We start from the raw sequence: 26,921 nt of genomic DNA on the forward strand, positions 1-26,921 counted from the left end.
CGATCAGTCGCCGCCGCCACCGCCGCCGCAGCCGCCACCGCCGCCGCACGACGAGCCGCCGCTGTCGGAGCTGCTGCTGCTCCCGCCACAACTGCTGCTGGAACAACTGCCGCAGCCACCGCTGCACGACGCACCGCCACCACCGTCGGACCCGCTCCCGCGTGACCGCCGTCGAAGCGTCGCCGCCGCGGCCGGTGCGATGCCCAGCACCTCCCACACGTGGTGGCGCTCGACCTTGCCCAGCAACCCGTAGCAGGCGACCAGGGCGATCCGGTTCGGCGACACGGCGACCGCCCTCAGCCGCTGCACCGCCTGCCGCCCGCCGGCGGTCAGCGGACGACCCGCCCGCCCGAGCACGGCCGTCAGCACGATCCCGCCGAACACCGCGCCCAGCGCCACCTCGAACGGCAGCTCCAGCGCGATCGTCGCCACGATCGCGCCCACCGCCGCGGCGATCAGCAGCCGGCGCGTCCGCCGCGCCACCTGTCGCCGCCCGGGTGGCGTGACCAGGCCCCGGTCGACCAGGTGCGGCCGCAGCGACTGAGCTTCGGCGCTCTTGGCCGTCGCGGTGATCACGTCACCGAGGGAGCGCGGCACCGAGCGCAGCACGTACGCCTGCAACGGGCTCCAGCCGTGACCCGGCCGTCCGACCGCCGAGACCAAGCCCTCGCGCGAGATCCGCACGGCGCCCGCCTCGACCAGCGACACCACCGCGACCTCGGCCGCCCGGCCCGGACCGCCGACCAGGAAGCCCTGCTCCTCCAGCCCCGGCTCAGGCGTCGAACCCGCCGTACCCGCCGAAGTCGGCGTCCACCGAGTCGCCACCGTCATCCCCCTCCAACCACTGCGCGGCCAACCACCCACCGGCGAACCACCCGCCTGCCACCAGCCACCCGTTGCGCCGCTGCCAGCGTTGCGGTTCGACCACCACGGCGCGCCTGCGCCGCGGGAGTGGTGCCTGTGACGTCTCCGCGGGTGCGATCGGTTCCGCCCGTTCGCCGTCGAACACCGCCGTCTCCGCCCGTGCCGACCCCTTGCGCGGCACGGGCGGTCCGGCGGTGCGCGACGTCGTGCGGACCAGGCCGTAGCGGGCGGTCACCTCGGCCGGGTCGACCGGTGCGAGGCCCGCCGTGGCCTCCTCGTACGCCCGCGCGCCCGTCCTGGTCAGGACGGGCGGCGGACCCAACAGCAGCAGGACGCCGAGCAGGCCTGCGACCGACAGCGCGGTGACCGTCACCCACCCACCCGGACCTGCGAACGCGGCAACCACCACGAGCGCCGCCACCGGCACGACCGCCAGCACCGCCCGGGTCAACCGCCGCCGCGGCGACACCAGCAGGCCGCCCGCGACCAGGCGTTGCCCGATCTGCCGGGCGGGACCGCTGGTGGCCGCGCCGACCACGAGCTCGTCCAGGTCACGCGGCTGCGCGAGCCGGGCGAGCACGACCGACTGCAACGCGGTGGCCGGCTGCTCCTCGCCGGGCACCGCAGCGGCCACCGAACCGGACACCCGCGCCCGGTTCTCGGCCACCAACCCCGCCAACGCCACCTCGACCGCCCGCACCGGGCCACCACCGAGGTAGCCGATCTCCTCGAACGACAGCGGCCGATCGGGCACGGCGCCGGCGACCCGCTTCCACCGCAGGCCCACCACCACCGCGGCGAGGAGCGCCGGGCCGTACCACCACAGGAACGTCATGGCCGCCACCCTAGGAGCCGTCAGGCCGAAGCCGGCCGTGGTCACGGAAGCGTGAGAACCCCGTCAGCCCCCGCCTCCGCCACCACCACAGCCACCCCCGCCGCCACCACAGCTGCTGCCACTGCCGGCGGAGCAACCGCCGCCGCCGCACGTGCTGACGCCGCTCGTCGCGCTGTACGTGCCTCTCGCGCGGCCCGTGGTCGTCCGAGCGCGCGGACGTGCCGCAGCGCGGATCGTGATGCTCGGGTGGCTGCTGAAACCGTTGAGAGCGACCAGCTCGGCGGCGTTCGCCGAGCTGGTCCCTCCCCACCCCCCGGTGATCTCGCCTGCGCGAGCCTTCGCCACCGCGTCACGACCCTTCGCGGTGCGCGTTCGCGGAGCCGCTTGGAGCAGCCCCCAGATCAGCAAGCCCGTCAGCACGAGCTGCAACGTCAGGATCCACACGGACCCGCCGACCACCTGCTCGGTGATCCAGCGCGCGACACCGACGACGAACACCAGCGCCACCGGCACGACACCCGTCCGCAACCGCCTCTTCGCCACGTCCGGCGCGACCAGGTAGTCCTGTTCGGCCAGCCGGCGGCCCACCTCGCGCGGCGCGTCCTTCTCCGACACCGACGTGATGAGCAGCGACAACGTCCGGTAGCGGTAGCGCTTGGCGTCGGCGATCACGGCCTGGTCGACCGGGTGGTCGGCGACGGGCGAGCCGACGAGGCGCACGGCCCCGTTGCGCGCGGGCGCCAGGGCGCCCGAGTCGATGAGCGACGCGACCGACGTCTCGACCACTCGACGTGGCCCGCCGGTCAGGTAGGCGATGTCCAGCAACCCGAGCGCACCCGCGGGGGCGTCTCCCCGCGTCCCCCGCAGGCGCACTCGGACGAAGATCGCGAAGACCACCGACACGGCCAGCGCGATCCAGTACAGCTCAAGGAATTCCGGGCCTGAAAGCCCCCACGGTCGCTCCACGGTCCACCCCCTGTGGGCCTCGGTGGAACCAGGTCCACCAGCTAGGAGGCAATCGTGTGCGCCAGGCCACACTCCAGCAAGAGGGCTTTAGCAAGCCTTAGGGTTGGACGTTCGACGGTGGTCCGTCAGGAGGACGACGCGCCGTCCACGCCGCCGGAGCCTTCGCCGTCAGTGCCCTTGAAGATGCGCATGATTCCTCCTGGAGTGGATCAGTCATCATTCGGAGTAGCGCCTTCAGTCTGCTCGACCACCGGTGGTTTCGACCAGACGCAAACTCACCGAGTTGATGCAGTAGCGCTGATCCGTTGGCGTGTCGTAGCCCTCACCCTCGAAGACGTGCCCCAAGTGGCTGTGGCATGTGGCGCACAACACCTCCGTTCGGACCATGCCGTGCGCGCGGTCCTCGCGCAGGATGATCGCGTCACCGGCCAGCGGCGAGAAGAACGACGGCCAGCCGCAGTGCGAGTCGAACTTCGTGTCGCTGCGGAAGAGCTCCGCGCCGCACGCCCGGCACTCGTAGACGCCCTCGGTCTTGGTGTCCGTGTACTCGCCGACCCAGGCCGGCTCGGTGCCCGCGTCGCGCAGCACCGCGTACTCCTTGGGGGTCAGGATCTCCCGCCACTCCAGCTCCGAGTGGACCACCTTCGGGGTGGCGCCGACGACAGGTTCCATACCTCCACGTTAGTCGAAACCGCGGCGTCCGAGACGTCGGCGGGAGTCAGTAGAAGAACACCCAGATGAGGGTGCCCAGGTAGTACCAGACGCTGATCAGCACACCCAGGAGGATGAGGCCGACCACGACGACCGCGGTGAGCCTGCGCAGGCCGCCCGCCCGGTTCGCCGAGTCCGCGAAGTGCCCGACGCCCGCGACCGTGCCCTCGATGGTGAAGCTGGGCGGCTGCTGCTGCATCCGGCCGAGGTGCTCGGCGAACGCCCTCGTCTCGGGGTCGTCGGGGTCGAGACCGATCAGCTCGTCCTCGATGCTGCCCCGTGGGCGATCGTCAGGTGCGTCGGCGGCTCTGGCGCTGGCCATGGGACCCAGCGTAGCCGGCGTTTCAAGCCGCCGGGCGGCTCAGTTCGCCAGGACGGGTGACGGCCGGATCGCGCCGACCGGCCGGCCGTGGCCGAGCACGGGGACCGTGGCCAACTCGTCCGGCGCGTCCACTCCCAGCTTGCGCAACGCGGCGACCAGGACCACCGCCCTGGCGCGGCTGGCGCCGTCCGCGATCTTGCACGCCACGGCTTCGCCGGTCGGCAGGCCGATCGCGTAGACGCCCTCCGCGCCGTCCTTGGCCACCGCGCCCGGGATCGCCCGCATCAGCTTCGTGACGTCGCGGTCCGTGCCGCCGACCCACTCCGGGTGGGCGTTCATCGCCTGCGCGATCCGCTGCTCCGGGCCGTCCTGCGCGCGGGCCAGCTCGCGGAACGCCCTGGCGAGACCGCCGAGGCTGATGCCGAGCAACGGCGCGCCGCAGCCGTCGACGCCCTCCGCGCCGACGCGTTCGCCGGCCAGGTCCTCGAGGGTGTCGCGGATGGCCCGCTGGAGGGCGTGGGCCGGGTCGAGGTAGTCGTGGGTCGACCAAGCGTTGACGACGCAGGTCGCCAGCATGGCGGCGTGCTTGCCCGAGCAGTTCATGTACTTCGGCGCCTTGGCCCGGCCCGCGGTCAGGTGGGACCTGAGGGCGTCCTCGCCGATCGGCAGGTCGGGGGTGCACTGGAGGGCGGCCTCGGTCAGGCCGTGCGCGTGGAGGATGCGCTGGACGCCGTCGACGTGGAAGTCCTCGCCGGAGTGGCTGGCGCAGGCCAGGGCGAGGAGTTCGCCCTTCAGGTCGAGGCCGTGGCGGAGCATGGCCAGCGCCTGGATCGGCTTGTTGGACGAGCGCGGGTACGTGGTGTCGTGCGGGCGGCCGATGGACAGCGCTTCGCGGCCCGTGTGGTCGAGGGCGATGACGGAGCCGTGGTGCACGGACTCGAGGAAGTCGCCACGCCAGACCTCGGCGACCAGTTCGTGTGCCATGCGGTACCTCCACCCCGTGCGCTGTCCGCGCTGCCAACTGTCGACAGTTAACATCGTCGGTGACAGGCCGCGGGTCGCGCTAGGAGACGTTCGTGACATCTGGGGTGCTCCGAGTCTCCGGTGAGTTCCGCTCCCGTGGTGGGCCGGTTCGCTATATTGATCACTGTGTTGGTCAGGTGTCGCCACCGGCTGGAGCCCGACGCGGCTCAGCGGGCGATGCCGGCCGAGGTCACGTCGGTGGTCCGGGACAGGGCTCAGCGCGCCGACGACCCGGCGATCACCACCCCCGCCGCCGGACGGGCGGAGAGGCGGAACGACCGTGGAGCCGATGCGAGACCTTCTCCCGGGAAGGCGGTCGGTGGTGAAGCAGGACGCTCCCCGAACGCGGCCTAGCCACGAGGGGGTCCCCGGGGAGCAGGTCAAACCGCCCGTGCACCTGAGCTTGGCCGGTCAGGCCGTGGACGTGCTCCGCGAGCTGGTGCTGACCGGTGACATACCGCCCGGGGCGCGGGTCAACGAGGTCGAGCTGGCCCAGCGGCTGGGGATCTCGCGGGGGCCGCTGCGCGAGGCGATCCGGCACCTGGCGTCCGAGGGGCTGCTGGTGCTGGCGCCCCACCGGGGTGCTTCCGTGCCGATCGCGGACGAGGCCGACGTGCGGGCGCTGTTCGAGCTGCGGACCGCGCTGGAGTGCGCGGCGGTCGAGCTGGCGGCGTCACGGCGGACCGAGGCGGACGTCGTGCGGCTGCGCGCGGTCTGCGAGGAGTCGCGTCGGGCGTACTCGGCCGGTGAGCGCTTCCCGTACCGGTTGGACCTGGCGTTCCACCAGGCGTTGCTGGACGCGGCGCGCAGCCCCCGGATCGCCGAGCAGGTGCGGCTGGCGCAGCAGCGGGTGGTGCTGCTGCGCAGCGGCCTGCGGGACGACCCGCCGCACCAGCACGCGTCGCTGGACGACCACGACGCCCTGGTGGCCGCCATCGCCGCCACCGACCTGTCCCGCGCGTCCGACGTGATGCGCAAGCACCTGGCCCGCGTCTGCGCCCAGATGCTCACCAGCCTGGGCTGAGGGCCGGCCGTGGCCGGTGGGAACGCGCACCCGCCGGGGGCGTGTTTGGATCTTCGGCATGGCGCCCGACCTCGTCCACCCCCCGAAGGCCCGACCGGGTGATCGCATCGCGGTCCTGTCGCCGTCGTTCGCCGCCGCCGGCGCCTTTCCCGAGGTGCACGAGCAGGCGATGCGCCGGCTCACCGAGGTGACCGGTCTCGTCCCGGTCGAGTACCCGACGACGCGCGAGGTCGGGGCGACACCCGCGGCGCGCGCGGCGGACGTCAACGCCGCGTTCGCCGACCCGGAGATCCGCGGGATCCTCGCCGTCGTCGGCGGCGAGGACCAGATCACGGTGATCCCGCACCTGGTCGCCGACCTCGCTCGGACGGATCCCAAGCCGTTCCTGGGCACCAGCGACAACACCAACCTCCACCACTGGCTGTGGGCGAACGGCGTCGCGAGCTTCTACGGCGGCTCCTCCCAGGTCCACCTCGGCCCCGGACCCGCCGTGGACGACATCCACGCCCGGTCGCTGCGGGCGGCCCTGCTGACCGGTGAGCGGCTGGAGATCACCGATCCGGGGGAGTCGGAGGACGTCGGCGTCGACTGGGCCGACCCGCGCGCCCTGGACTCCTTCGGCGAACGGGGGGCGACGGAGCCCTGGAGTTGGCACGGCCCGGCCCGCTCGGTGACCGGCCGCGCCTGGGGCGGCTGCCTGGAGGTGATCGAGTGGATCCTGACCGCGGGCCGGTTCCCGTTCCCGCCGGGTGTTCTTCAGGGTGGCGTGCTCATCATCGAGACCTCCGAGGAACTCCTCCCGGCGCGCAACGTCGGCTGGATCGTCCGCTCGCTGGGCGAACGCGGCATCCTCGGCGCGGTGGACGCGGTCCTGGTGGCCCGGCCGCCGGTGTCCGATTTCACCCACCGGCCGCCCGCCCGGGACCGGTCACGGCTCCGCGCCGAGCAACGTGATGCGGTCGTCGAGGTGGTCAGCCGCTACCACCCCGAGGCTGTCGTCTGCGTCGGCGTTCCGTTCGGCCACACCAGGCCGCAATGGATCCTCCCCCACGGTGGGGCCATCACTGTCGACGGCGTCGAACGCCGGATCTTCGCCGACTACGCGTGACAAGGCCCCGGCACGCGCCCGCCCGCCGGAACCCGCGCGCAGTGGGTGGGTCAGTAGGTGGCCAGGTGGTCGAGCAGGTGCAGGGTCGTCTCCTCCGCGGCCTCCTCCGGCACGTGGTGGCCCACGCCCGGCAGCACCTCGAACCAGTACGGACCGGTGGTCCAGCGCCCCGTGCCCTGCGCCGTGTCGGGCGAGATCACCTCGTCGTCCTCGCCCCACAGGTACCGGGTCGGCACCGACACCGGGCGGTGGAGGTCGGCGAGGTCCGTGGCGGCCTCCTCGGTGAAGTCGTTGGCCCGGTACCAGTTCAGCGCCGCCGTCAGCGCGCCCGGCTCGGACAGCTTCCGCACGTACTGCGCCGCCCGCTCCGGCGGGATCGCCGACGGCCAGCCGGCACGCAGCCGCGCGCCGTCGTCCGCCAGCAGGGCACGTTCCGCGACGCCGGGCTCCCGCCGGCCGACGAGGTGGGCCCACCGTCGACGCTGGTCCGGGTCCGTGCGCACCGCCTCGGCGAGAGCGCCCGGGTGCGGCGCGGACACCGCCGTCACCGTCCGCACCCGCAAGGGGAACCTCGCCGCCGCGACCCACGCCGCGATCCCGCCCCAGTCGTGCCCGACCAGGTCGAACCTCGTCCACTCCAGCGCGTCCGCCATCTCGACCACGTCCTGCACGACGTGGTCCAGCCCGTACGCGCTCGCCCGGCGCGGCCGGACGCCCGGTGAGTAGCCCCGCAGGTCCGGCGCGACCGCCCGGTACCCGTGGGCCGCCAACGCCCGCAGCTGGTGCCGCCACTCGATCCCGCACTCCAGCGCGCCGTGCAGGAGCAACACCTTGCGGCCGGTGGTGGGGCCGGTCGCGATGGCGTCGAACGTGCCCGCGGGTGTGGTGATGCGCTGACGCGTCAGGTCGGATTCGAAGGGCGCCGGTCGTGATCGCATGCACTCATCGTGGTCGGGTGATCGCGCTCAGTCCCTGGTGCGCGCTCCCCGAGCCCTGGTGGGGCCAGCCCTACCTCTGGTGGTCATGGGTCCATCGTCGAACTGGAGTTCGACGATGGCAAGATCACGGTCGGGTGGTGTCGTCGCGAACCGGCCGGCGAGGCGACTCCGCCGAGCCGACCGGTTCACCGAGCCGGCGACCCCGAGCCGACCGAAGCGGGTCAGCCGAGCGTCCCCGTCACCTTCGCGTGGCCCTTGAGCAGGTTGCGGGCGATAGTGCGGCGCTGGATCTCGTCCGTGCCCTCGTAGATGCGCAGCAGCCGCAGCTCCCGGTACCAGCGCTCGATCGGCAGCTCGCGCGTGTAGCCCATGCCGCCGTGGATCTGCAGGACCCGGTCCACGATCTCGTTCGCCTTGATGCCGCCGTACAGCTTGGCCATCGACTGCGCCTGCCGCGAATCCGCGCCCTGGTCGACCAGCCACGCCGCGTGCAGCACGAGCCAGCGCAACGCCTCGATCTCCACCGCCGAGTCCGCGATCATCCACTGGATGGCCTGGTACTCGGCGATCGGCTGACCGAACGTGACCCGGGTCTTGGCCTGCTCGATGGCCATCTCCACCAGCCGCTCGCACGAGCCGAGCGCCCGCGCCGGCAGCAGGTAACGGCCCTGGCCGATCCACTGCATGGCCAGGTTGAACCCGCGACCGACCTCGCCGAGCACGTTCTCCTCGGGCACGCGGACGTCGTCGAACACGAGCGCGGCCGGCCCCCACTGGCCCATGGTCGGGATCGGCTCGGACTTCCAGCCCATGTCCCGGTCGACCAGGAAGCACGTGACGCCGCCGTCCGCGCCCTTCTCCTTGTCCGTCACCGCGAACACCATCACGAAGTCCGCCTCGTTGCCCTGCGTGATGAACGTCTTCTCGCCGTTGATCACCCACTCGCCGCCCTCCTTGCGGGCGGACGTGCGGATGGCCTTGGCGTCGGAACCCGCCCCCGGCTCGGTGATCGCGAAGCACGACACGCGCTCACCGGAGATCGTGGGCAGCAGGTAGCGCTGCTTCTGCTCCTCGTTGCCGTGGAACAGGATGTTGTCCGCGTACCCGCCGAACCGGAACGGCACGAACGTGCGGCCCAGCTCGGCCTCCAGCAGCGCCGTCATGAGCGCGCCGAGGCCCATGCCGCCGTACTCCTGGGGCGTGAGCACGCCGAAGAACCCCGCCGCCTTGGCCTTGTCCTGGAGCTCCTTCAGCTCGTCACGCGTCAGACCGGGCTGGCCGAGGCGTTCGCGGCGCAGCACCTCGGGCTCCAGCGGCGCCACCTCCTTGCGCACGAAGGTCCGCACCCAGTCGCGGATCTCCTTCTGCTCCTCGTCAAGCGTGAAGTCCATGCCGTCCTCCCTCTACGCGAACGCGTTGACGCCGGTCAGCGCCCGGCCGATGAGCAATTTCTGGATCTGGCTGGTGCCCTCGTAGAGGGTCGTGACGCGGGTGTCCCGCAAGTACTTGCCGACGGGGTACTCGTCGACGTAGCCGTACCCGCCGAAGACCTGGATGGCGTTGTTCGCCACGCGCACGGCGGCTTCGCTGGCGTAGAGCTTCGCCATGGACGCCTCCGTGCCGAACGGCTCGCCGCGGTCGGCGAGGTCCGCGCACCGCCACGTGAGCAGGCGTGCCGCGTCGGTCTCCACCGCCATGTCGGCCAGGAGTTCCTGCACGAGCTGGAAACCGGCGATGGGCTTGCCGAACTGCTCGCGCTGCTTGGCGTACTCGACGCTGACCTCCAGCGCGCCGCGGGCGGCGCCGACGCACCCGGCGGCAACGGACATCCGGCCCCGGTCGAGGGCGGCCATGGCCAGCTTGAAGCCTGCGCCCTCGTCGCCGAGCCGGTCGGCGTCGCTCACCCTGACCTGGTCGAGGGTGAGCTCGGCGGTGGCCTGGCCGCGCATGCCGAGCTTGCCGCGGATCTCGGTGGCGGTGAAGCCGGGCGAGTCGGTCGGCACCAGGAACGCGGTGATGCCCTTCGGGCCGGGACCACCCGTTCGAGCGAAGATGAGCGCCACGTCGGCCCACGTCCCGTTGGTGATGAACACCTTGCGGCCGGTGATCAGCCAGTCGTCGCCGTCGCGGACGGCCTTGGTGGCCAGCGACGCGGCGTCGGAGCCGGTGTCCGGCTCGGTCAGGCCGAAGCAGCCCAGCTCACGGCCCGAGCACAGGCCCGGCAGCCACCGCCGCTTCTGCGCCTCGGAGCCGTGCTTGGCGATCGTCTTGCCGACCAGCCCGAGGGACACGGAGATGATGCCGCGCACGGCCGAGTCGCCGCGGGCGACCTCCTCGAGCACCAGGCAGTACGCCAGGTGGTCGCCGCCCGAGCCGCCGTACGCTTCGTCGATGCCGAGACCGAGGAAACCGACGTCGCCCAGGGCGGGCACCAGGTCGCGGTCGATGGCCTCGTCCCGGTCCCAGCGCGTGGCGTGCGGGACGATCCGCTCCTCGGTGAACCGGTGTGCCAGCTCCTTGAGCTGCCGGTGTTCGTCGGAGATGCGCAGATCCACCGGGGTGACCTCCTAACCGAACGGTGTTAGGTTATCTAACCTAGGCGCGGAATCGACCACAGGCAAGGGGAGCGGACATGCCGAGGAGCCCGATCCTGAGTGCCTCGCGCATCCGGACCGCCGCGCTGCACATCATCGACCGGGACGGGCTCGATGGCCTGTCGATGCGCAAACTGGCCTCTGAGCTGGGCGTTCAGGCCGCGTCCCTGTACGGGCACGTGAGCACGAAGGACGACCTGCTGCACGAAGTGGCCGCCGAAATCCTGGAGCAGGTCGACGTGTCCGGGTTCGAGGGCGGCGACTGGCGGCACGGCCTGCGCAGCTGCGCCCGTTCCTACCGGGCGGCGCTGGCCGCGCACCCCAACATCGTGCCGTTCCTGGCGTACGGGCCGGCGCACCGCGAGGCGTCGCTGCGGCGGCTGGACGTCGTGCACGGCGGGCTGGTCTCGGCGGGCTGGTCGCGGCGCGAGGCGACGATGATCGCGGCCTCGCTGATGTACCTGGTGTTCGGCGCGGCGCTGAGCTCGTTCTCCAGCGGCTTCTCGGAAGACCAGACCTTCTACCGCGACCGGTACCCGAACCTCGACAAGGCCCACCTCCTGCCCGCCGTGGCCCGCGAACTGGACCACGACAGCTTCGAGCTGGCGCTGGAGGCGTTCGTCACCGGGTTGGCGGCGCGAGCGCGCGGCTGACCTCCCCGTCGCGGCGCAAGCCCTCCGGTCGCGCTCCGTGTTCGGCGATCATCGCGCTGGGCGCGTGGTTCGTTGTTAGGCTCGCCCGCGTGGCCCAGGCTGTGGAACTGAACGTAGGCGAACGCGTGGTGCGGGTGTCCAACCCGGGCAAGGTCTACTTCCCCGCGCGTGGGATCACCAAGATCCAGGTGGTCGAGTACTACCTGGCCGTCGCGGAACCGTTGCTCCGCGTGCTGCGCGACCGGCCGACGACGTTGAAGCGGTACGTCGACGGGGTGACCGGGGAAGCGTTCTACCAGAAGCGGTTGCCCAAGGGGGCGCCCGAGTGGGTCGAGACGGCGCGGATCAAGTTCCCCTCCGGGCGGCCCGCGGACGAGGTGTGCCCGACCGAGCCCGCCGTGCTGGCGTGGGCGGCGAACCTGGGCACGTTCGACTTCCACCCGTGGCCCGTGCGGCGGTCGGACACCGATCGGCCGGACGAGCTGCGCGTCGACCTCGACCCCCAGCCGGGCACCGACTTCCGGGACGCGGTCTCGGTCGCGATGGTGCTGCGGGAGGTGCTGGACGAGCTGGGGTTCGCCGCGTACCCGAAGACGTCCGGCGGTCGTGGCATCCACGTGGCCGTGCGCATCCGGCCCGAGTGGGACTTCGTGGACGTCCGGCACGCCGTGATCGCGCTGGCGCGCGAGGTGGAGCGGCGCGTGCCCGACCAGGCGACCACGTCGTGGTGGAAGGAGGAACGCGGCGAACGGGTCTTCCTGGACTTCAACCAAGCCGCCCGCGACCGCACCATCGCGTCCGCCTGGTCGGTCCGCGGCACGCCTCGCGCCACCGTGTCGACCCCCGTGACGTGGGACCGGCTGTCCACTGTGGACCCGGACGACTTCGACGTCCTCACCGTGCCGCAGTACCTGGCGGAGCACGGCGATCCGCACGCGTCCCTGGACGACGAGGCGTTCGGCATCGAGCGCCTGCTGGAGTGGTACGAGGCCGACGACCGGGGCGAGATGCCGTACCCGCCGGACTACCCGAAGATGCCCGGCGAACCACCCCGCGTGCAGCCGTCGCGCAAGCGCAACTAGAGCGGCTCCGGGGTACGGGTCACCCGACCGGGCGGTGCGTGGCCGGCCAGAGGGGCGCGGGGCGGATCGGTCGGCCACCGGTGTCCGCACGTCAGGCGGCGGCACGACGACGACCGTCGAGGACTTGCGGCCCACCCGGCACGGACGGGGGATCGGGTGGTCCGGCGGCACGGGAGCATGGTGGCCGCGTGAACACACGACGCCTTGAAGTGCTGCTGCCGCCCGACGTCCCCGCTCGCGATTGCGCGGCCGTCGCCCACGCCGTCTGGGCGGTGCTGGACACGGCCGGGTTGGATGCGGATGGAGCGCTCCGGGTCGGAGAAGACCAAGAAGACCAAGAAGGCGACGGGAAGTCGAAGACGGCCGACAAATAGGTCGCCCGCACCGCTCGGCTCGACCTGACCTGCCCGCCGTGAGCTTCCCACCCGCGGTGACCGAAGAGCAGTTCGAGGCGCTTGACGACGACGCCTTGCGGCCCGGGGTGGAGGCGTTGTGCGGGCACCTCGGGGTGTCCGGTGACGTGGAGCGGTTCGCCGACGGGTCGTTGCCGGTCTACGCGGTGGGCGACCGGCACGTGCTCAAGCTGTTCCCCGCCGTCCACCTGGACGAGGTCGCGACCGAGCGGGACGTGCCGGCGGCCGTGCAGGGGCGGTTGCCGGTGCCCACGCCCGGTCTGCACGCGGCGGGGGAGTTCGGCGGCTGGGGCTACGTCCTCATGGAACGGCTGCGCGGCACGAGCCTGAAGGACGCGTGGCCTGGCCTCGACGCCGCTGCACGTCGGGACGTCTCACGGCAGGTCGGCGAGGCGCTGGCCGCCCTCCACGCGCTCACACCGGCGCCGCTGGAGCCGTCGGGCTGGGCGGAATTCGTCCGCACGCAGAGGGCCGGCTGCGTCGAACGGCAGCGCGCCCGCGGCCTCGCGCCCGCGTGGCTGGAGCAGGTCCCGGCCTTCCTCGACTCCGTCGACCTCGGGCACCGGAACTGGTGCTGGCGCACACCGAGGTGATGAGCGCCCACCTGCTGGTCGAGGATGGCCGCCTCACCGGCCTGGTCGACTTCGAACCCGCCATGCGCGCCGCCCGCGAGTACGAGTTCGTCGCCACCGGCGTCTTCCTCACGCGCGGCGAGCGCGAGGCCAACCGGGCGCTGCACGACGGCTACGGCCGCGCGGTCGACCCGCGCAAGGTGCTCGCCTACACGCTGCTGCACGTCTACTCGAACGTCGCCTGGTACCTGCGCGAGGTGCCGACCGAGGCCACCACCCTGGACGGCCTGGCCGACCACTGGTTCGGCGCCTGACCTACCGCCAACCGGCTGTTTCCGGCAGCGGTTCAGCCGCGATCCGACTCGTCCTCTCGTACCATGGAGGGCAACGCCGAAGAGAGGGAGGCAGGCCGATGACGCAGGCGTACGTGGTGCGGTTCGTCGGTGGTCCCCTCGACGGCCGGGTCGACTCGCACGCCAAGCCGCCGGAGTCCCCGAAGCCGACCGTCACCCACGTCCACCTGCACGGCGGCCCGAAGATCGTGCACCACTACGACCTCCAGTACGCCGTCGAGTACGGCTGCGAGTACCGCCTCCGCGTCGAGGACCAGCCCGGCTCTTAACAGAGTCAGTAGCGGCCAGCCGTAGACACACGCCTCACCTGCGGTTTACCGTTTGGCTTGCGTGAGAGCGCTCTCACAGAGTTGTGAGTCCCTGCTGGAGGTCCCTGTGCGTTCAATCCGCCCCCACCTGGCGGCCCTCGCGGTCGCCGTGGTCGCGGCTGCCGCGATCCCCCTCGCCCTACCCGGAACGGCCAGTGCCGTCACGGTGGGTTCGGGCAGCTACGCCACCACCCGCCCGGCGGGCGCGGTCGGCCCGTCCGACTCCAACGGCGCGCCCGTGACGCCGAAGGTCACCGCCCGGATGGCCGGCCGCCCGGTCCCGACCAACGACTGGTGGTCGTCGCTGGCCTTCCAACGCTATCCCGGCAACCCGTACTCCGAGAACATGTACGCCCACCCGCTGACGTTCCACGCGGCGGCGCAGGGCCTCGGCGTCGGCTACCCGACCAGCCCTAACATCACCCCGGACGGCCGGTTCTACGAGTTCATGCACACCGACGACCTGTTCGTCGGCGTCAGCGGGCTCAACGCGCCGCGCACCCAGGTCGACGGCTGGTCCGACTGGACCGTCAGTCCACTGTGGACTGATGGGGCGCGCACCCTGCGCACGACCATCGGCCACGGCTCCCCGTACGTGTACGCCGAAGCCACCGGCGGCGCGGCCAGGGTCGGGTTCAACGGCGCCACCACGGTCTGGAGCAACACCGGCACCACCCTCGGCGTCACGATCAACGGCCGCGACTACGCGTTGTTCTCGCCGAGCAACTGGAACGTCGTCGGCACCGCCGAGGCCACCTCGTCGGCCGCCTTCTTCTCCGTGGCCGTGCTGCCGAGCCGCGACGCGCTGTCGCTGTTCCAGCGGTACGCGTTCTCGTTCGTCACCGACACGAAGGTCAACTGGACGTACAACTCGGCGACCGCCCAGCTCACGGCCACCTACACGGCCACGACGACGGCGCGCCAGGGCACCCAGACCGGCACCCTGCAGGCCCTCTACCGGCACCAGTGGCTCAACTCCACCGACACCACGACGGCCTACCGCTACACCTCGCCGCGCGGTGAGATGCGGCTGCGCGAGGGCTCGTCGTTCACCACCCGCAGCACGTTCAACGGCGTCCTGCCGGCGCTACCCCTGTCCTCGGCAGCCGACCAGAACCGCCTGCGCGCCGAGATCGACCAGGAGCTCAACGCCGCCGACCCGTGGAAGGGCGCGGGCGACACCTACTGGACCGGCAAGGCGTTGTGGCGCCTGGCCGCGCTGGCCCGGGTGGCCAACCAGATCGGCTACGCGGCGGGCCGCGACCGGCTGCTGGGCATGGTCCGCGACCGGCTCTCCGACTGGCTCACCGCGACGTCCGGCGAGGCGGGCAACCACTTCGTCTACGACGCCACGTGGGGCGCGCTGACCGGTTACAAGGCCTCCTACGGCACCGACGCCGAGCTGAACGACCACCACTTCCACGCCGGCTACTACGTGCTGGCCGCGGCCGTCCTGGCGCAGCACGACCCGGGCTGGGCGTCCGACTCCCGGTACGGCGGCATGGTCAAGCTGCTGGTCAAGGACGCCAACAACTACGACCGCGGCGAGTCGCGCTTCCCGTTCCTGCGCAACTTCGACGCCTACGCGGGCCACGGCTGGGCGTCCGGCCACGCCGGCTTCGCGCACGGCAACAACGAGGAGTCGTCGTCCGAGGGCATGATGTTCGCCACCGCCGCGGTGCTGTTCGGCCAGGCGACCGGTGACACCGCGCTGCGCGACGCGGGCATCTACCTGCACACCACGCAGGAGAGCACGATCGCCCAGTACTGGTTCGACAAGGACGACACGGTGTTCCCGGCGGCCTTCCAGCACGGCACGGTCGGCATGGTGTGGGGCGCGGGCGCCAGCTACAGCACGTGGTGGACGGCGAACCCGGAGGAGATCCACGGCATCAACATGCTGCCGATCACCGGCGGCTCGCTGTACCACGCGGACTACAAGGCCGACATCCTCCAGAACGTCAACGAGCTGCGCGCCAACAACGGCGGCACCGAGGTCGAGTGGAAGGACGTCATCACCCAGTTCCTCGCGCTCGCCGACCCGGCGCAGGCGCTGGCGAACTACGGCTCGGGCCTGCCGCCGGAGGACGGCGACTCGCGGGCGCACGCCTACCACTGGATCACGTCGCTCAACACCTACGGCACGCCCGACACGTCCGTCACCGCGAACGTGCCGACGCACGCCGTGCTGAGCAAGAACGGCGCCCGCACGTACGTGGCCTACAACCCGGGCACGACGACGGCCACCGTGACGTTCTCCGACGGGCAGGCGCTGTCCGTGCCGGCGTCGTCCACCGCGTGGCGCGGGCCGGCCGGCAGCGGCGTCGACTCCGGCTCCGGTGGCGTGAACCCGACGACCACTACTACGACCACTACTACTACGACGACGACGACCACGACCGCTCCGCCCGTCAGCCGGGACGCCTTCGCCACGATCCAGGCCGAGTCCTACGACGAGCACAAGGGCGTGTTCAAGGAGACGACCACCGACAGCGGCGGCGGCCAGAACATCGCCGGCATCGCCAACGGCGAGTGGGCGCTCTTCCGCGGCGTCGACTTCGGCGCCCGCACCGGCCGGCAGTTCATCGCCCGGGTCGCCAGCGGCGCGGCGGGCGGCGTGAGCGGCCTGGTCGAGGTCCGCGTCGGCAGCCCCACGGCCCCACCGCTCGGCAGCTTCGCCATCGCCGACACCGGCGGCTGGCAGAGCTGGCGCACCGTGCCCGCCAACATCGCCGGCCTGACCGGCAAGCACGACGTCTACCTCACCTTCACCAGCGGCCAGCCCGCCGACTTCGTCAACGTCAACTGGATCACGTTCGGCTCCTAGACCTGCCGCCGCATCCCGCTCCACCCGGAGGAGATCGGATGAACGCGAGATTGAGAGGTGTCATCGGCGCCGCGTCCGTCGCGCTGGCACTGGCCCTGATCGGGTCGGTGGTCGCTCACCAGCCGGCGGGCGCGGGGCCCGTCAACCACGGAAACCACGACAGCCACCCGGCCGCACCGGACGCGCACCAGGCCGCGGCCATCGAGGCTCAAGCCGGCATCCAGGCCGCGTCGGAGTTCCGCGCCAACTGCCGCGCGAGCCACCGGTCCGGCAACGACCCGATCATCTACCCCAACCAGACCGGCGTGTCGCACGTGCACGAGTTCTTCGGCAACCGGTCGACCAACGCGTCGTCCACGTACACGTCGCTCAAGGCGGCGGGCACCACGTGCGACCCCGTGGTCGACCTGTCCGCCTACTGGGTGCCCACGCTCTACAAGAACGGGCAACCGGTCGCGCCGGAGAGCGTCACCGTGTACTACCAGGGCATCCACGACATGCAACGCGCCGTCGCGTACCCGCCGAACATGAGGTACGTCGTCGGCAACGCCCGGGCGACCAGCCCCGACCAGAACCCGTCCGCGCGGTGGTCGTGCACCACGCAGTCGCCGTCGAGCCGGGACTTCATGAACTGCCCGGCCGGCACCAAGCTGGAGACGTACCTCGACTTCCCGACCTGCTGGAACGGCCGGGACACCGACAGCGCCAACCACAAGGACCACATCGTGTTCTGGAACGGGTCGTGCCCGTCCACGCACAACGTGGTCCTGCCGAGGCTGGAGTTCCTGATCACCTACCCGGTCAACGGCGGCGGGCTGTCGCTGGGCGGGACGGTGAACGGGGTGAACGTGACCAACGCGCCGGGGTACACCTTCCACGGTGACTTCATCAACGCGTGGGACCAGCCGGAACTGGAACGACGGGTGCGCGACTGCGTGAACGCGGGTCGCACCTGCGGCACGAACGGCAACCCGATCTAGGGTCGCGCGGGCGGCGGGGGCGTCGTCCTCCGCCGTCCTTTGTGGACTGACGCGCGCGGTGGCCGGTAGGATCCGGGGATGGAGCCCCGCGACCGCCTGCCGGCCACCCTCGCCGTACTCGTCGTGGTGGCGGTCGCGGTGTCGGCCATCCGGCCCAAGAGCCACGTCACCTGGCTGCTGGAGGTCGCGCCGATCCTCATCGCGCTGCCCCTGCTGGCGTGGACGCGCCGCCGGTTCCCGCTGACGGCGCTCGCGTACTGGCTGATCTTCGGGCACGCGCTGGTGCTCGCGCTCGGCGGCCACTACACGTACGCCGAGGTGCCGTTCGGCGACCTGTGGACCGACCGCAACCACTACGACCGGTTCGCTCACTTCGTGCAGGGTTTCGTGCCCGCGGTGCTGGTCCGGGAGATCTTGCTGCGCCGGACGCCGCTGCGGCCGGGGCGGTGGACGTTCTTCCTCGTGTCGGCCACGTGCCTGGCGATCAGCGCGGGTTACGAGTTCGTGGAGTGGGCCGGTGCGCTGATCGGCGGTGAGTCGGCGACGGACTTCCTTGGCACGCAAGGGGATGTGTGGGACACCCATTGGGACATGCTCCTCGCGCTCGTGGGATCGGTGGTCGCGCAGTGGGCGCTGGGACGTGCGCACGACCGGCAGCTCTCGGGATTGTCGGTGGCGTAGGGCAAGCTGCACCCGACAGATCTTGTGCAAGTCGTGGAGGTAGGCGATGGCGAAGGCGAAGCAGAGCTCGTTGTCCCCGCAGGACATCGACCACCTGCGTGCGGAGTTGGCCGCGGGCCGACCGCCCGCGGTCTGGTTCACCTCCGCCGCGGTCGGGGTGGAGGCCGGGCGATCGGCGAAGGTGGTGGCGTTCACCGACCCCGCCGAGGGGGATTTCATCCAGGTGCGGCCGACGGGGGAGAAGGACGAGCTGTCGTTCTCGCCGGCCGAGTTGACCGTGGAGAAGCCGGCTCCGCGCAAGCGCACCCCGGCTCCGGCCGCCGCTGAGACCCCGGCGCCGGTGACGCCGGTGGAGCACATCTACACGCCGGCTCCCGCGCCTGCTCCTCCGAAGCCGAAGCCCGCTCCGGCGCCGCCGGCCCCCGCCGAACGCCGACCGGCCGCGCGCAAGCAGGCGAAGCCGGCGGAGGTGACGGTGACCCTCACCTCGACCGCGGACGGCGAGTGGACGGTCGACGTGCAGTGGGGTTCGAAGCGGACGTTGAAGGCCGCTCCGGTGGCCGCGTCGGCGGTGTCGCAAGCGTCGAAACTGCTGCCGCCGGAGGTCGACGAGGCCGTCGAGAGCGTCCTCACCGCCGCCCGCGACCGCCACCTCGCGCGGGTCGAGCAGCTGCGGGCGGAGCTGGAGGCGGCCCAGCGGGCGTTGGACGAGCTGACCGGCTGACCGGGCGGGAACGGGTGCTGACCTGGCGAGAACACGTATTGCAACATATTGATGATTGGCGTTCCGCGATCGGGTGAGGGTACTTCCCCTGGCCGGCGGTAGGGGCGGACCGTGGGGTCGAAATACCTTCGGTCGCACGAAGTCCCTCGACGCCGCGGAGGCACAAGATGGTTGTTGAGATCACGACGGCTGAGCAGGCCCAACTCGGCAGCTGCGGCTGCTGCACCGGTTGCACGGGCCCCGGCTGCGGGTGTTGCTCCACCTGCTAGCCCGCCCGCGCCTGCCAGGCACGAACGCAGAACCGCCAACCACCCGACCCCGGCCGCCCCAGCGAGCCGGGGTTCGGGCTGACAAGCCCTCCGTGCGCCACCGGCCTGTCGCGTGCCATCCCCGTGCCATCCCCACCGACCGCCCGGGTTTCGCGGCCCGGATCCGCGTCCGGGCCTTCGCGCCCTGGCTTTCGCGGTCCAGGTCCACGCCTCGCGAGGCTTTCGAACCTACGGTTTCGCGGCTCGGATCTGCTTTGTGGACGCGCCATGTCGCGGCGGGCTGAGCGCAGTGCTCGCCATGCCGTCGGCTCGTGGTGCTGCCAGGTCTGTCGTGCTGCCAGGTCGGCAGGGCCCTCGCGCTCGTCGTGCTGCTGGGTCCGTGGTGCTGCTGGGCCCGTGTGCTGCGAAGCCGTGGTGCCGGTCGGTGATGCGCCAGGGGCCGTGGTGCCGTCACGTCCGTGGTGCGCCAGGGGCCGTCATCCGTCAAGAGGTGTGCCGGTCCCGTCTCGTGACGGGTCACGTTCGGGCTCGGCGGACCTGGACCCGGACCCGGCCCTGGACCCGGGGCTGAGACTGAGGCGGATCGGGTTCGGGGGTTCCGGGTGGTGGGCGGAGTGGGGTGGTTTCGGCGGGTCCGCTGGTTTTCAACCGAGGTGCGGTAACAGTGTTTCCGTACACTTTCCGGCCAGGTTCACTCGATCGTGTTCGGTTGTCAAGGGCCCCGGCGGGTGGCACGCGGGTGGGTCCGGCAGGCACAGTACTGCGCTCGAGGTCAGTGCGCCGGGCGACGTACTACCGACCTCACGGTGGGCAGGCGGTGCCGTTGGCCGGCACCTTGGCGTCCACCAGGAACTCCTCCGCCGCCTTCGTCGCGCACGCCGACTGGCCGAGCGCTCCATGCCCCCCGCCCTGCCACCCCACCACGACCCCGGCCGGCAGGGCCTGCGCCGCCCGCTCCCCGCCCTCACGCGGCGTCACCGGGTCGGACGCCGTGGTCAGCACGAGCACCGGCGGCGCGCCCACGAGCCTCGGCACCTTCACCGCCTGGGGCACCGGGAACGGACCGCAGGCCAGCAGCTTGCGCGCGAAGTGAGCACCGAACAGCGGCTGCTTGGTGCGCCAGTCCTCCGTCAAACCCGCCACCCGTTCCGGCGGCACGCGGGTCGTCGTGTCGTTGCACCCCGTGATGATCCCGGCGTCGATGCGTGGCGGGTCCTCGTCCTGCTCCAGCAGCAGCGGCTCGATGAACGCACTCAGCTTGGCGCCGTCGCCACCCTCCGCCGCCACGATCGCGTCAGCCAGCGCACCCCACCGCGACCGGTCCGCCAGGCCTGCCAGCACGGCCTCCGTGGCGGTCCCCGGCGTGAGGTCGAAATCACCGCCGCGCAACGGCCGGTCCCGCAACGAGTCCAGCAACGCCTTGTACCGGTCCGTCGCACCCGCCCCCAACGGGCACCCGCGGACCACGCAGTCCTTCTGGAACGCCGAGAACGTCTCCTCCGCCGCCACCGCACGCGTCTGCATCACGGCCGTCACGTCCAACGTCGGGTCCGGCGCGCCGTCGAACACCATCCGCCCGATCCGGTCCGGGAACCGCGACGCGTACAACGTCAGCACCCGCGAACCCTCACCGAGGCCGATGGCGTTCAGGTGCGGCACGCCCAACGCCTCCCGCAGCTGCTCGAGATCGGCCGACGCGCGCCACGAGTCCACCGCGGGCAACCGGTTCTCCATGTCGAGCACGCACTCGCGGCTCGCCAGCGTGTACGCGTCGACCAGGTCCTCGTTCGACGCCGCACCCGGATCCGCCTCCACGATCCCGACCCGCGCCGCGTCCGGCACGCACTGCACCGGGTCCGACTCGCCGGTGCCCCGCCGGTCGACACCGATCAGCGTGAACGTGCTCAGCACCGTCGCCGGCAGGCTCGCCGCCAGCCTCGCCGCCTTCAACGTCCCCGGCTCGCCGCCCGCCTCGCCGACCACCACCAGCGGGCTGCCGCCCGTGCCCACGCGCAGCAGCGACATGCCCAGGTTGCCCCGCCCGGGACGGCTCGGCACGTCCAACCGCACGGTGAGCTGCGAGCACTCGTACTCCCACGCGCCCGCCGGCGCCGAATCACCCATCCGGGCACGCGCGGAGTCCGTGCACGACGACCAGGACAGCCCGGGCGTCTCGTAGCTCTCCAGCGGCGGGACCTCGCGGGGACCGGACGGGGTGGTGACGGACGACGGCTCCTCACCGTCACCGTGCACGGCGATCACCGGCCGGGTCGACGGACCCGCGCTGCACGCGGCCAGCGCGCTCAGAGCCACCAACATCGAAGCGGCGTGACGCCGACGCGGCACAGCGGTCCCCTCGCTCTCTCCCACGGCACTGGTCTCCCGATGGGCTGGTTGCCCCAGAGGTCGCCCCCGGAGGTCCGGTGCAGAGCCTCACACAGTCCAGGTGAGACTTCGGTGAGCGGGCTGGGGCAGGATGTCCGCGTGGTCACAGTGCACGTCGAGGGCATCCCCGAACGCAGGCTCCACCGCTCCGGGCCGGTCACGCTCGCCGCCAAGGCGTTCGGCGCGATACCGCCGCCCGCGCTGGTCCTGCTGGGCGTGGTCAGCGTGCAGGTCGGCGCCGCCGTGGCCAAGCAGCTGTTCACCCTGGCCGGCGCCGCGGGCACGGTCACGCTGCGGCTCGTGCTGGCCGCCGTCATCCTGCTCGCGGTGTGGCGGCCGTCGCTGCGGCTGGACCGCCGGACGTACGCGGTCGTCCTCGGTTACGGACTCGTGCTCGGCGCCATGAACCTGAGCTTCTACCAGGCGATCAAGCACATCCCGCTGGGCGCGGCGGTCACCATCGAGTTCCTCGGCCCGCTGGCGGTGGCCGTCATCGGGTCGCGGCGCTGGTTGGACGGGGTGTGGGCGCTGCTCGCGGCGACCGGCGTGCTGCTGCTGACCAGGGTCGACGGCGGTCTGGCGCTGCCCGGCGTGCTGTTCGCGGCGGGCGCGGGCGCGTGCTGGGCCGGCTACATCCTGCTGACCGCGGCGCTGGGCAGCCGCACGTCCGACGGCAAGGGCCTGGCGCTGGCGATGGTGGTCGGCGCGGCCGTGGCGCTGCCGTTCGGGGTGGCCGAGGCGGGCACGATGCTGCTCGACCCGGTGGTGCTCGTCGCCGGCGCGGCGGTGGCGCTGCTGTCGTCGGTGGTCCCGTACTCGCTGGAGCTGGAGGCGTTGCGCAAGATCCCGCCGCGCGTGTTCGGCATCCTGATGAGCCTGGAGCCCGCCGTCGCGGCGCTGGCCGGGTTGATACTGCTGCACGAGGCGCTGCGCCCGGCCCAGTGGGTCGCGGTGTTCTGCGTGGTGCTGGCGTCGATCGGCGCCACCCGGACCGCGGGACCGGAGGTGTGACGAGTGGTCCAGAGCAAGGCCGCGACGGTCGAGGAGTACCTGGCGGAGCTGCCGGAGGACCGGCGCGCGACGGTGTCGGCGGTGCGGGACGTGATCCTGGCGAACCTGCCGGACGGGTACGTCGAGGGCATGCGGTGGGGGATGATCACCTACTCGGTGCCGCTGGAGGTGTCCGGCAAGACCTACAACGGGCAGCCGCTCGGGTACGTGTCCCTCGCGTCGCAGAAGAACTACGTCTCGCTGTACCTGATGGGCGTGTACGGCGAGCGCGAGCAGGAGTTCCGGGCCGAGTTCGAGGCGACCGGGCGGAAGCTCGACATGGGCAAGAGCTGCGTGCGCTTCAAGCGCCCCGACGACCTGCCGTTGGACCTCATCGGACGTGAGGTCGCACGTCAGAGCGTGGACGACTTCGTGGCGAAGGCGCGCGCGGCTCAGGGCTGAGGCTTGGCCGGCGGGTCGGCCGGCGGTTCCTCCACGCTGAGCCGCCCGTCGATCAGCTCGCCGCCGCGCTCCTCGAAGATCTTCGCGTAGCCCGCCGAGTACTTGCGGTAGACGGCCAGCAGCTCGCCCTCGACCGCGGCGGCCACGTCGGCCCGGTACTCGTCGCGCAGCCTGCGCACGGTGTTCACGGCGCTGCGCCGGTTCAGGCTGTGCAGGTAGGGCCGGAACGTCACGTTCAGCCCGCCCACCACCGCCGCCATGAGCAGCAGCACCTTGCCCAGCGCCGTTTCCGACGAGGTGAAACCGACTGCCAGCACGGCGGGCACGAAGATCAGCACCACGGTGTAGAACAGCCCGGTCGTCCGGTGCACGACCCGCCAGGCCGACAGCCGTCGGCAGTCGCGATCCATGCGGTCGTCTAATTCCTGGATGAGCGCGTTCACGTCAGCAACCTCGGCCACAGCCGACCACGGTACCCACGCGAGCGGTCACGCGGGGCGAACTTCGCCTCGCAGCACCGATTCCACGTCGTAGCGCGCGGGCTGGTCGAGCTGGTCGTAGCCGCACGACGCCGGGTCGCGGTCGGGCCGCCAGCGGCGGAACTGGCCGTTGTGCCGCAGCCGGGCGGGCGCGGCGCCCTCGGTCTGCGAGTACGCGATCTCCAGCACGCGCTCCGGCCGCAACGGCACCCAGTCGGCGTGCTTGCCGCGCCACCGGTTGATCTCGCCGGGCAGCCGGCGGCCGTCCGGCTCCACCAGCCACGGGTGCTCGTCCGCGGTGATCAGGTCCTTGAACTCCTCGGCCAACGCCCGCCGTTCGGCCGCCTTGAACGAGCCGACGACGCCCACGTGGTGCAGGACGCCCGCGTCGTCGTGCAGGCCGAGCAGCAGCGAGCCGACCGCCGTGCCCGGCTCGGTGTCCTTGTGCCAGCGCAGCCCGGCCACCACGCACTCGGCGGTGCGGGCGTGCTTGACCTTGATCATGCTGCGCTTGCCCGGGGTGTACTCGCCGGCGGCGGGTTTGCCGATGACGCCGTCCAGGCCCGCCCCCTCGAACAGCTCGAACCACTGCGCGGCCAGGTCGCCGTCGGTGGTCGCGGGCGTGAGGTAGAGGCCGTCGCCGGGCGTGATCAGACCCTCCAGCGTGGACCGGCGCTCGGTGCACGGCCGCTCCAGCAGCAGGTCGTCGCCCAGGACCAGCAGGTCGAACGCCACGAAGCTCGCCGGCGTCCGCTCCGCCAGCAGCCGCACGCGGCTCTCCGCCGGGTGGATCCGCTCGGACAGCGCGTCGAAGTCCAGCTTGTCGTCCTTGGCCACGACGAGTTCGCCGTCGACCACGACCCGCGGCGGCAGGGTGCGCCGCAGCGCGGCCTCCGCCTCCGGGAAGTACCGGTTGAGCGGCTTGCCGCTGCGGGACTGGAGGAACACCTCGTCGCCGTCGCGGAACACCACGCAGCGGTAGCCGTCCCACTTGGGCTCGAACACGAGGTCCGCGCCGGTCGGGATCTCGTCCACGGAGGTGGCCAGCATCGGCTGCACGGGAGGGGTCAACGGGAGCGCCACGCGGCCATCCTGCCGGGTGAACGGGTTCGCCGCACGCGTTGGCGCTCCCTCTTCGCCAGATCGAGCCGCACCGCGGTCGGGAGGACCTCGACGCCGAGCGCGGCGCGGGCCCGCGACAGCACCCGACCGTCCAACTCCCGCCACACCCGGTTCACGTCCGCGCCGTGCCGCAGCGTCAACCGCAGCCGCAACGCGGGCCGGCCCACCACGGACACCTTGGCGCCGTCCACGCCGTGCACCTGCTCGGCGTCCGCGCGCACCGCCACCGCCAGCGCCTTGGCGGTGACGACCACGTCGTCCAGGAGCAGGTCGGGGTGGCGTTCGGGGCGGACCGCGCGCCACGCCCACCGCAGCCCGAGCAGCACGGCCAGCAGGCCGAGCGCGATCAGCCCGAGCCGGACGGGCAGCAGGTGCCGCCGGGCCCAGTCGAGCACCACCGGGTCCAGCACCGGCCGGTCGACGGCGAAGCGGTGCAGCACGACGGCGGCGCCGCCGACCAGCAGGGCGAGCGCGCCGAGCACGGCGGCCATCAGGCGTTCGGTGCGGTTCGAGCGGTTCACGGGCGGTCCTTCGGCGAGATGACGACGACCGACACCTTCGGCCGCACGGGCATCGGCAGCTCGTCCAGCGCGCCTCGGGCCACCTCCAGCAGCCGTGGCCGCAACGACGCCTCGTCGTGCAGGCGGCTGGTCGCGCGGACCCGCACCCTGCGCCGCGACGCGGTGACCGACACGTCCACCACGCCGTCCTCCGCCCGCACCCGGTGCCCGACCACGCGGGCCAGCGACGTCGGCGTGGTCACCACCCGCACGCCGTCGGCCGGATCGTCCAGCGGCACCTGCGACACCCCCGCCCGTGACGCCACGACCAGCAGCAGCAGCCCGCCGACGGCCACGCCCGCGCCGATCAGGAGCACCGGCCGGTCCACCCAGGACCAGTCCGGCCAGGTCGGCCACCCGCGACCGGACCAGTGCCGGGCGACCGCGAACACCAGCAGCGCGCCGGCGGCGGCCAACGCCAAGCCGAGCAACGGCGACAGCACCCGCAGCAGGACCCGCACCTACACCACCCGCGGCCGGGTCTCGGCGCGCAGCGCGGACACCGTCACGGCCACCGCCCGGACCCGGTAGCCGGTGATCCGCTCGACCTCCTCGGTGACGCGCCGCCGGACGTCCGCGGCGGCCGTGCGCACCGGCGCCGGGTAGAGCAACGCCAGCTTCACCGCGAGCTCCAGGTCATCGCCCACCTCGTCCACCTTGACCGCCGCGCTCGGCTCGGCGCCGGGCACGAGCCGCACGGCGTGCGCCGCGACCTTCCGCACCACGGTCGGGTGAATCTCGAGCGAGCCCTCCGCGTCGGTCACTTGTCGCGGCCCCGGCCGAGCAGGTCGCCGAGGTCGAGCTCGCCGTCGAGGACCCGGCCCACGACCAGGCCGATCACCCCGACCGCCAGCGTCACCAGGAAGGCGGTGAAGCCGTGGGTCGCGGCCAGTCCGAGGACGAGGCCCGCGAGCAGACCGGTCTGCGCTGCGCTCATCAGCTCTCCACCTCCAGGTCGGCCACGACGACGTCGACCGGCGCGGCGCCCGCCACCCGCGTCACCCGCGCCCGCAGTTCCGGCACCACCTCGCCGATCGGCCGGCCGGTCCGCAGCACCACCGCCACCTCGACCCGCGCGCCGACCCGGACGCCGAGCACGCGCCGTCCCGGCAGGTAGGAGGCGAACGCGCCGTCCAGCCGCGCCACCTCCGGGTGGGCCAGCACCGCCGCCTCGACTTCCTCCGCCACGTCCGTCACTCGACCCGGGACCCCGTGGTCGGCGTGGTCTCCTCGTCCTCCTCGGGCAGGTGGATGTCGTTGACCGCGATGTTGACCTCGATGACCTCGAGCCCGGTCATCCGCTCGACCTGGCCGATCACGTTCCGCCGCACGGCCCGCGCGAGGTCGACGATGCTCACGCCGTACTCGACGATGATGTCCAGGTCGACCGCGGCCTGCTTCTCGCCCACCTCGACGGCCACGCCGGCGGTGTTCACCGTGCCCGCGCCCGGGATGCGCTCGCGCAACGCGCCGAACGCCCGCGACACCCCGCCGCCGACGGCGTGCACACCGGAGATCTCCCGTGCCGCGATGCCCGCGACCTTCTGCACGACCGACGACGCGATCGTGGTCCTGCCCTGCTCGGTGTCGTCGGCCGAACGCGGCGCGGTGCCGGTCTCGGGCTTGACGGCGGTGCTTTGTGCCACGGCGGTCCCTCCGATTCGGTGCGTGCACGT

General features: G+C 72.2%; 32 protein-coding genes. 14 read left to right on the plus strand and 18 right to left on the minus strand.

From position 1 onward, the window contains the following. Positions 1 to 3 precede the first annotated feature (3 nt). From AB0H12_RS37190 to AB0H12_RS37215, 6 genes are all read right to left on the minus strand, one after another. Positions 4 to 831, minus strand: a complete 828-nt coding sequence (locus tag AB0H12_RS37190; protein ID WP_499629388.1) for a TIGR04222 domain-containing membrane protein — start codon at positions 829 to 831, stop codon at positions 4 to 6. Beyond that, positions 773 to 1,699, minus strand: a complete 927-nt coding sequence (locus tag AB0H12_RS37195; protein ID WP_499629390.1) for a TIGR04222 domain-containing membrane protein — start codon at positions 1,697 to 1,699, stop codon at positions 773 to 775. Before AB0H12_RS37195 ends, AB0H12_RS37190 begins: the two co-directional genes overlap by 59 nt. Positions 1,700 to 1,762: 63 nt before the next feature. Then, positions 1,763 to 2,665 (minus strand): TIGR04222 domain-containing membrane protein, encoded by a 903-nt coding sequence (locus AB0H12_RS37200; protein ID WP_499629392.1) that lies wholly within the window; start codon positions 2,663 to 2,665, stop codon positions 1,763 to 1,765. Positions 2,666 to 2,899: 234 nt separating this feature from the next. Then, positions 2,900 to 3,337, minus strand: a complete 438-nt coding sequence (gene msrB / locus AB0H12_RS37205) for a peptide-methionine (R)-S-oxide reductase MsrB (protein WP_499629394.1) — start codon at positions 3,335 to 3,337, stop codon at positions 2,900 to 2,902. A 46-nt stretch (positions 3,338 to 3,383) separates the two neighbouring features. Beyond that, on the minus strand, positions 3,384 to 3,698 hold the full coding sequence (locus AB0H12_RS37210; RefSeq protein WP_499629396.1) for a hypothetical protein: 315 nt from the start codon (positions 3,696 to 3,698) through the stop codon (positions 3,384 to 3,386). 39 nt (positions 3,699 to 3,737) lie between these two features. Continuing rightward, positions 3,738 to 4,682, minus strand: a complete 945-nt coding sequence (locus tag AB0H12_RS37215; RefSeq protein ID WP_499629398.1) for an asparaginase — start codon at positions 4,680 to 4,682, stop codon at positions 3,738 to 3,740. A 430-nt stretch (positions 4,683 to 5,112) separates the two neighbouring features. On the opposite strand from AB0H12_RS37215, the gene AB0H12_RS37220 reads away from it, so the two are divergent. Both AB0H12_RS37220 and AB0H12_RS37225 read left to right on the plus strand, forming a co-directional pair. Beyond that, on the plus strand, positions 5,113 to 5,745 hold the full coding sequence (locus tag AB0H12_RS37220) for a GntR family transcriptional regulator (RefSeq protein WP_499629400.1): 633 nt from the start codon (positions 5,113 to 5,115) through the stop codon (positions 5,743 to 5,745). 58 nt (positions 5,746 to 5,803) lie between these two features. After that, positions 5,804 to 6,853, plus strand: a complete 1,050-nt coding sequence (locus tag AB0H12_RS37225; RefSeq protein ID WP_499629402.1) for an LD-carboxypeptidase — start codon at positions 5,804 to 5,806, stop codon at positions 6,851 to 6,853. Positions 6,854 to 6,903: 50 nt separating this feature from the next. On the opposite strand, the gene AB0H12_RS37230 is transcribed toward AB0H12_RS37225, so the two are convergent. The 3 genes from AB0H12_RS37230 to AB0H12_RS37240 all read right to left on the minus strand — a co-directional run bounded on the left by AB0H12_RS37230 (position 6,904) and on the right by AB0H12_RS37240 (position 10,346). Continuing rightward, positions 6,904 to 7,791, minus strand: a complete 888-nt coding sequence (locus tag AB0H12_RS37230; RefSeq protein WP_499629404.1) for an alpha/beta fold hydrolase — start codon at positions 7,789 to 7,791, stop codon at positions 6,904 to 6,906. A 221-nt stretch (positions 7,792 to 8,012) separates the two neighbouring features. Then, positions 8,013 to 9,182, minus strand: coding sequence for an acyl-CoA dehydrogenase family protein (locus AB0H12_RS37235; RefSeq protein ID WP_230571359.1), 1,170 nt, complete (start codon positions 9,180 to 9,182; stop codon positions 8,013 to 8,015). A 12-nt stretch (positions 9,183 to 9,194) separates the two neighbouring features. Then, the gene (locus AB0H12_RS37240) at positions 9,195 to 10,346 is read right to left on the minus strand and encodes an acyl-CoA dehydrogenase family protein (protein WP_499629406.1); all 1,152 of its coding nucleotides are present in this window, start codon (positions 10,344 to 10,346) and stop codon (positions 9,195 to 9,197) included. Between the two features lie 77 nt (positions 10,347 to 10,423). Here AB0H12_RS37240 and AB0H12_RS37245 point away from each other — a divergent pair, with 77 nt between their 5' ends. The 10 genes from AB0H12_RS37245 (at position 10,424) to AB0H12_RS37290 (ending at position 18,978) form a co-directional block, all read left to right on the plus strand. Then, complete coding sequence (locus AB0H12_RS37245) at positions 10,424 to 11,038, plus strand: TetR/AcrR family transcriptional regulator C-terminal domain-containing protein (protein ID WP_499629408.1); 615 nt, start codon at positions 10,424 to 10,426, stop codon at positions 11,036 to 11,038. A gap of 89 nt (positions 11,039 to 11,127) precedes the next feature. Beyond that, positions 11,128 to 12,120 (plus strand): non-homologous end-joining DNA ligase, encoded by a 993-nt coding sequence (gene ligD / locus AB0H12_RS37250; RefSeq protein ID WP_499629409.1) that lies wholly within the window; start codon positions 11,128 to 11,130, stop codon positions 12,118 to 12,120. A gap of 188 nt (positions 12,121 to 12,308) precedes the next feature. Beyond that, entirely contained in the window at positions 12,309 to 12,494 is a 186-nt protein-coding gene (locus tag AB0H12_RS37255; protein ID WP_499629411.1) for a hypothetical protein, read from the plus strand. Between the two features lie 38 nt (positions 12,495 to 12,532). Continuing rightward, positions 12,533 to 13,126 carry an aminoglycoside phosphotransferase family protein gene (locus AB0H12_RS37260; RefSeq protein ID WP_499629413.1) on the plus strand — a complete coding sequence of 198 codons (594 nt, stop codon included), beginning with the start codon at positions 12,533 to 12,535 and terminating at the stop codon, positions 13,124 to 13,126. Further along, positions 13,126 to 13,419, plus strand: coding sequence for a hypothetical protein (locus tag AB0H12_RS37265; RefSeq protein ID WP_499629414.1), 294 nt, complete (start codon positions 13,126 to 13,128; stop codon positions 13,417 to 13,419). The genes AB0H12_RS37260 and AB0H12_RS37265 overlap by 1 nt, the downstream gene beginning before the upstream one ends. Positions 13,420 to 13,517: 98 nt before the next feature. Beyond that, entirely contained in the window at positions 13,518 to 13,727 is a 210-nt protein-coding gene (locus AB0H12_RS37270; RefSeq protein ID WP_230571353.1) for a DUF8847 domain-containing protein, read from the plus strand. A gap of 106 nt (positions 13,728 to 13,833) precedes the next feature. After that, complete coding sequence (locus AB0H12_RS37275) at positions 13,834 to 16,593, plus strand: glycosyl hydrolase (protein WP_499629416.1); 2,760 nt, start codon at positions 13,834 to 13,836, stop codon at positions 16,591 to 16,593. Between the two features lie 38 nt (positions 16,594 to 16,631). Then, positions 16,632 to 17,573 (plus strand): DUF1996 domain-containing protein, encoded by a 942-nt coding sequence (locus tag AB0H12_RS37280; RefSeq protein ID WP_499629418.1) that lies wholly within the window; start codon positions 16,632 to 16,634, stop codon positions 17,571 to 17,573. 78 nt (positions 17,574 to 17,651) lie between these two features. After that, the gene (locus AB0H12_RS37285; RefSeq protein WP_499629420.1) at positions 17,652 to 18,254 is read left to right on the plus strand and encodes a DUF2238 domain-containing protein; all 603 of its coding nucleotides are present in this window, start codon (positions 17,652 to 17,654) and stop codon (positions 18,252 to 18,254) included. Between the two features lie 46 nt (positions 18,255 to 18,300). Further along, positions 18,301 to 18,978: a DUF6319 family protein gene (locus AB0H12_RS37290; RefSeq protein WP_499629421.1), complete on the plus strand. Its 678-nt coding sequence runs from the start codon at positions 18,301 to 18,303 to the stop codon at positions 18,976 to 18,978. A gap of 1,070 nt (positions 18,979 to 20,048) precedes the next feature. Here the strand turns inward: AB0H12_RS37290 and AB0H12_RS37295 are convergent. Further along, complete coding sequence (locus tag AB0H12_RS37295; protein WP_499629423.1) at positions 20,049 to 21,566, minus strand: alpha/beta fold hydrolase; 1,518 nt, start codon at positions 21,564 to 21,566, stop codon at positions 20,049 to 20,051. 174 nt (positions 21,567 to 21,740) lie between these two features. Here AB0H12_RS37295 and AB0H12_RS37300 point away from each other — a divergent pair, with 174 nt between their 5' ends. Both AB0H12_RS37300 and AB0H12_RS37305 read left to right on the plus strand, forming a co-directional pair. Further along, positions 21,741 to 22,643 carry an EamA family transporter gene (locus AB0H12_RS37300; protein ID WP_230571415.1) on the plus strand — a complete coding sequence of 301 codons (903 nt, stop codon included), beginning with the start codon at positions 21,741 to 21,743 and terminating at the stop codon, positions 22,641 to 22,643. A gap of 3 nt (positions 22,644 to 22,646) precedes the next feature. Continuing rightward, positions 22,647 to 23,084 carry an iron chaperone gene (locus AB0H12_RS37305; protein ID WP_499629425.1) on the plus strand — a complete coding sequence of 146 codons (438 nt, stop codon included), beginning with the start codon at positions 22,647 to 22,649 and terminating at the stop codon, positions 23,082 to 23,084. On the opposite strand, the gene AB0H12_RS37310 is transcribed toward AB0H12_RS37305, so the two are convergent. The 8 genes from AB0H12_RS37310 to AB0H12_RS37345 form a co-directional block, all read right to left on the minus strand. Further along, positions 23,075 to 23,494 carry a hypothetical protein gene (locus AB0H12_RS37310; protein WP_499629427.1) on the minus strand — a complete coding sequence of 140 codons (420 nt, stop codon included), beginning with the start codon at positions 23,492 to 23,494 and terminating at the stop codon, positions 23,075 to 23,077. The two genes, AB0H12_RS37305 and AB0H12_RS37310, sit on opposite strands and share 10 nt — an antisense overlap. Positions 23,495 to 23,572: 78 nt before the next feature. Continuing rightward, complete coding sequence (locus tag AB0H12_RS37315; protein WP_499629428.1) at positions 23,573 to 24,646, minus strand: ATP-dependent DNA ligase; 1,074 nt, start codon at positions 24,644 to 24,646, stop codon at positions 23,573 to 23,575. Beyond that, positions 24,631 to 25,206, minus strand: a complete 576-nt coding sequence (locus AB0H12_RS37320) for an alkaline shock response membrane anchor protein AmaP (RefSeq protein ID WP_499629430.1) — start codon at positions 25,204 to 25,206, stop codon at positions 24,631 to 24,633. Before AB0H12_RS37320 ends, AB0H12_RS37315 begins: the two co-directional genes overlap by 16 nt. After that, positions 25,203 to 25,706 (minus strand): DUF6286 domain-containing protein, encoded by a 504-nt coding sequence (locus AB0H12_RS37325; RefSeq protein ID WP_499629432.1) that lies wholly within the window; start codon positions 25,704 to 25,706, stop codon positions 25,203 to 25,205. The genes AB0H12_RS37320 and AB0H12_RS37325 overlap by 4 nt, the downstream gene beginning before the upstream one ends. Further along, positions 25,707 to 25,970, minus strand: a complete 264-nt coding sequence (locus AB0H12_RS37330; RefSeq protein ID WP_499629433.1) for an Asp23/Gls24 family envelope stress response protein — start codon at positions 25,968 to 25,970, stop codon at positions 25,707 to 25,709. It abuts the gene before it with no gap. Positions 25,971 to 26,005: 35 nt separating this feature from the next. Next, the gene (locus tag AB0H12_RS37335) at positions 26,006 to 26,182 is read right to left on the minus strand and encodes a hypothetical protein (RefSeq protein WP_499629435.1); all 177 of its coding nucleotides are present in this window, start codon (positions 26,180 to 26,182) and stop codon (positions 26,006 to 26,008) included. Continuing rightward, positions 26,182 to 26,433 (minus strand): hypothetical protein, encoded by a 252-nt coding sequence (locus AB0H12_RS37340; protein WP_499629437.1) that lies wholly within the window; start codon positions 26,431 to 26,433, stop codon positions 26,182 to 26,184. Before AB0H12_RS37340 ends, AB0H12_RS37335 begins: the two co-directional genes overlap by 1 nt. Positions 26,434 to 26,438: 5 nt before the next feature. Further along, positions 26,439 to 26,891 (minus strand): Asp23/Gls24 family envelope stress response protein, encoded by a 453-nt coding sequence (locus tag AB0H12_RS37345; protein WP_499629438.1) that lies wholly within the window; start codon positions 26,889 to 26,891, stop codon positions 26,439 to 26,441. Positions 26,892 to 26,921: the final 30 nt, after the last annotated feature.

The sequence above is a fragment of the Actinosynnema sp. NPDC023794 genome, assembly GCF_040639675.1.
Classification (GTDB): Bacteria; Actinomycetota; Actinomycetes; order Mycobacteriales; family Pseudonocardiaceae; genus Actinosynnema; species Actinosynnema luteola.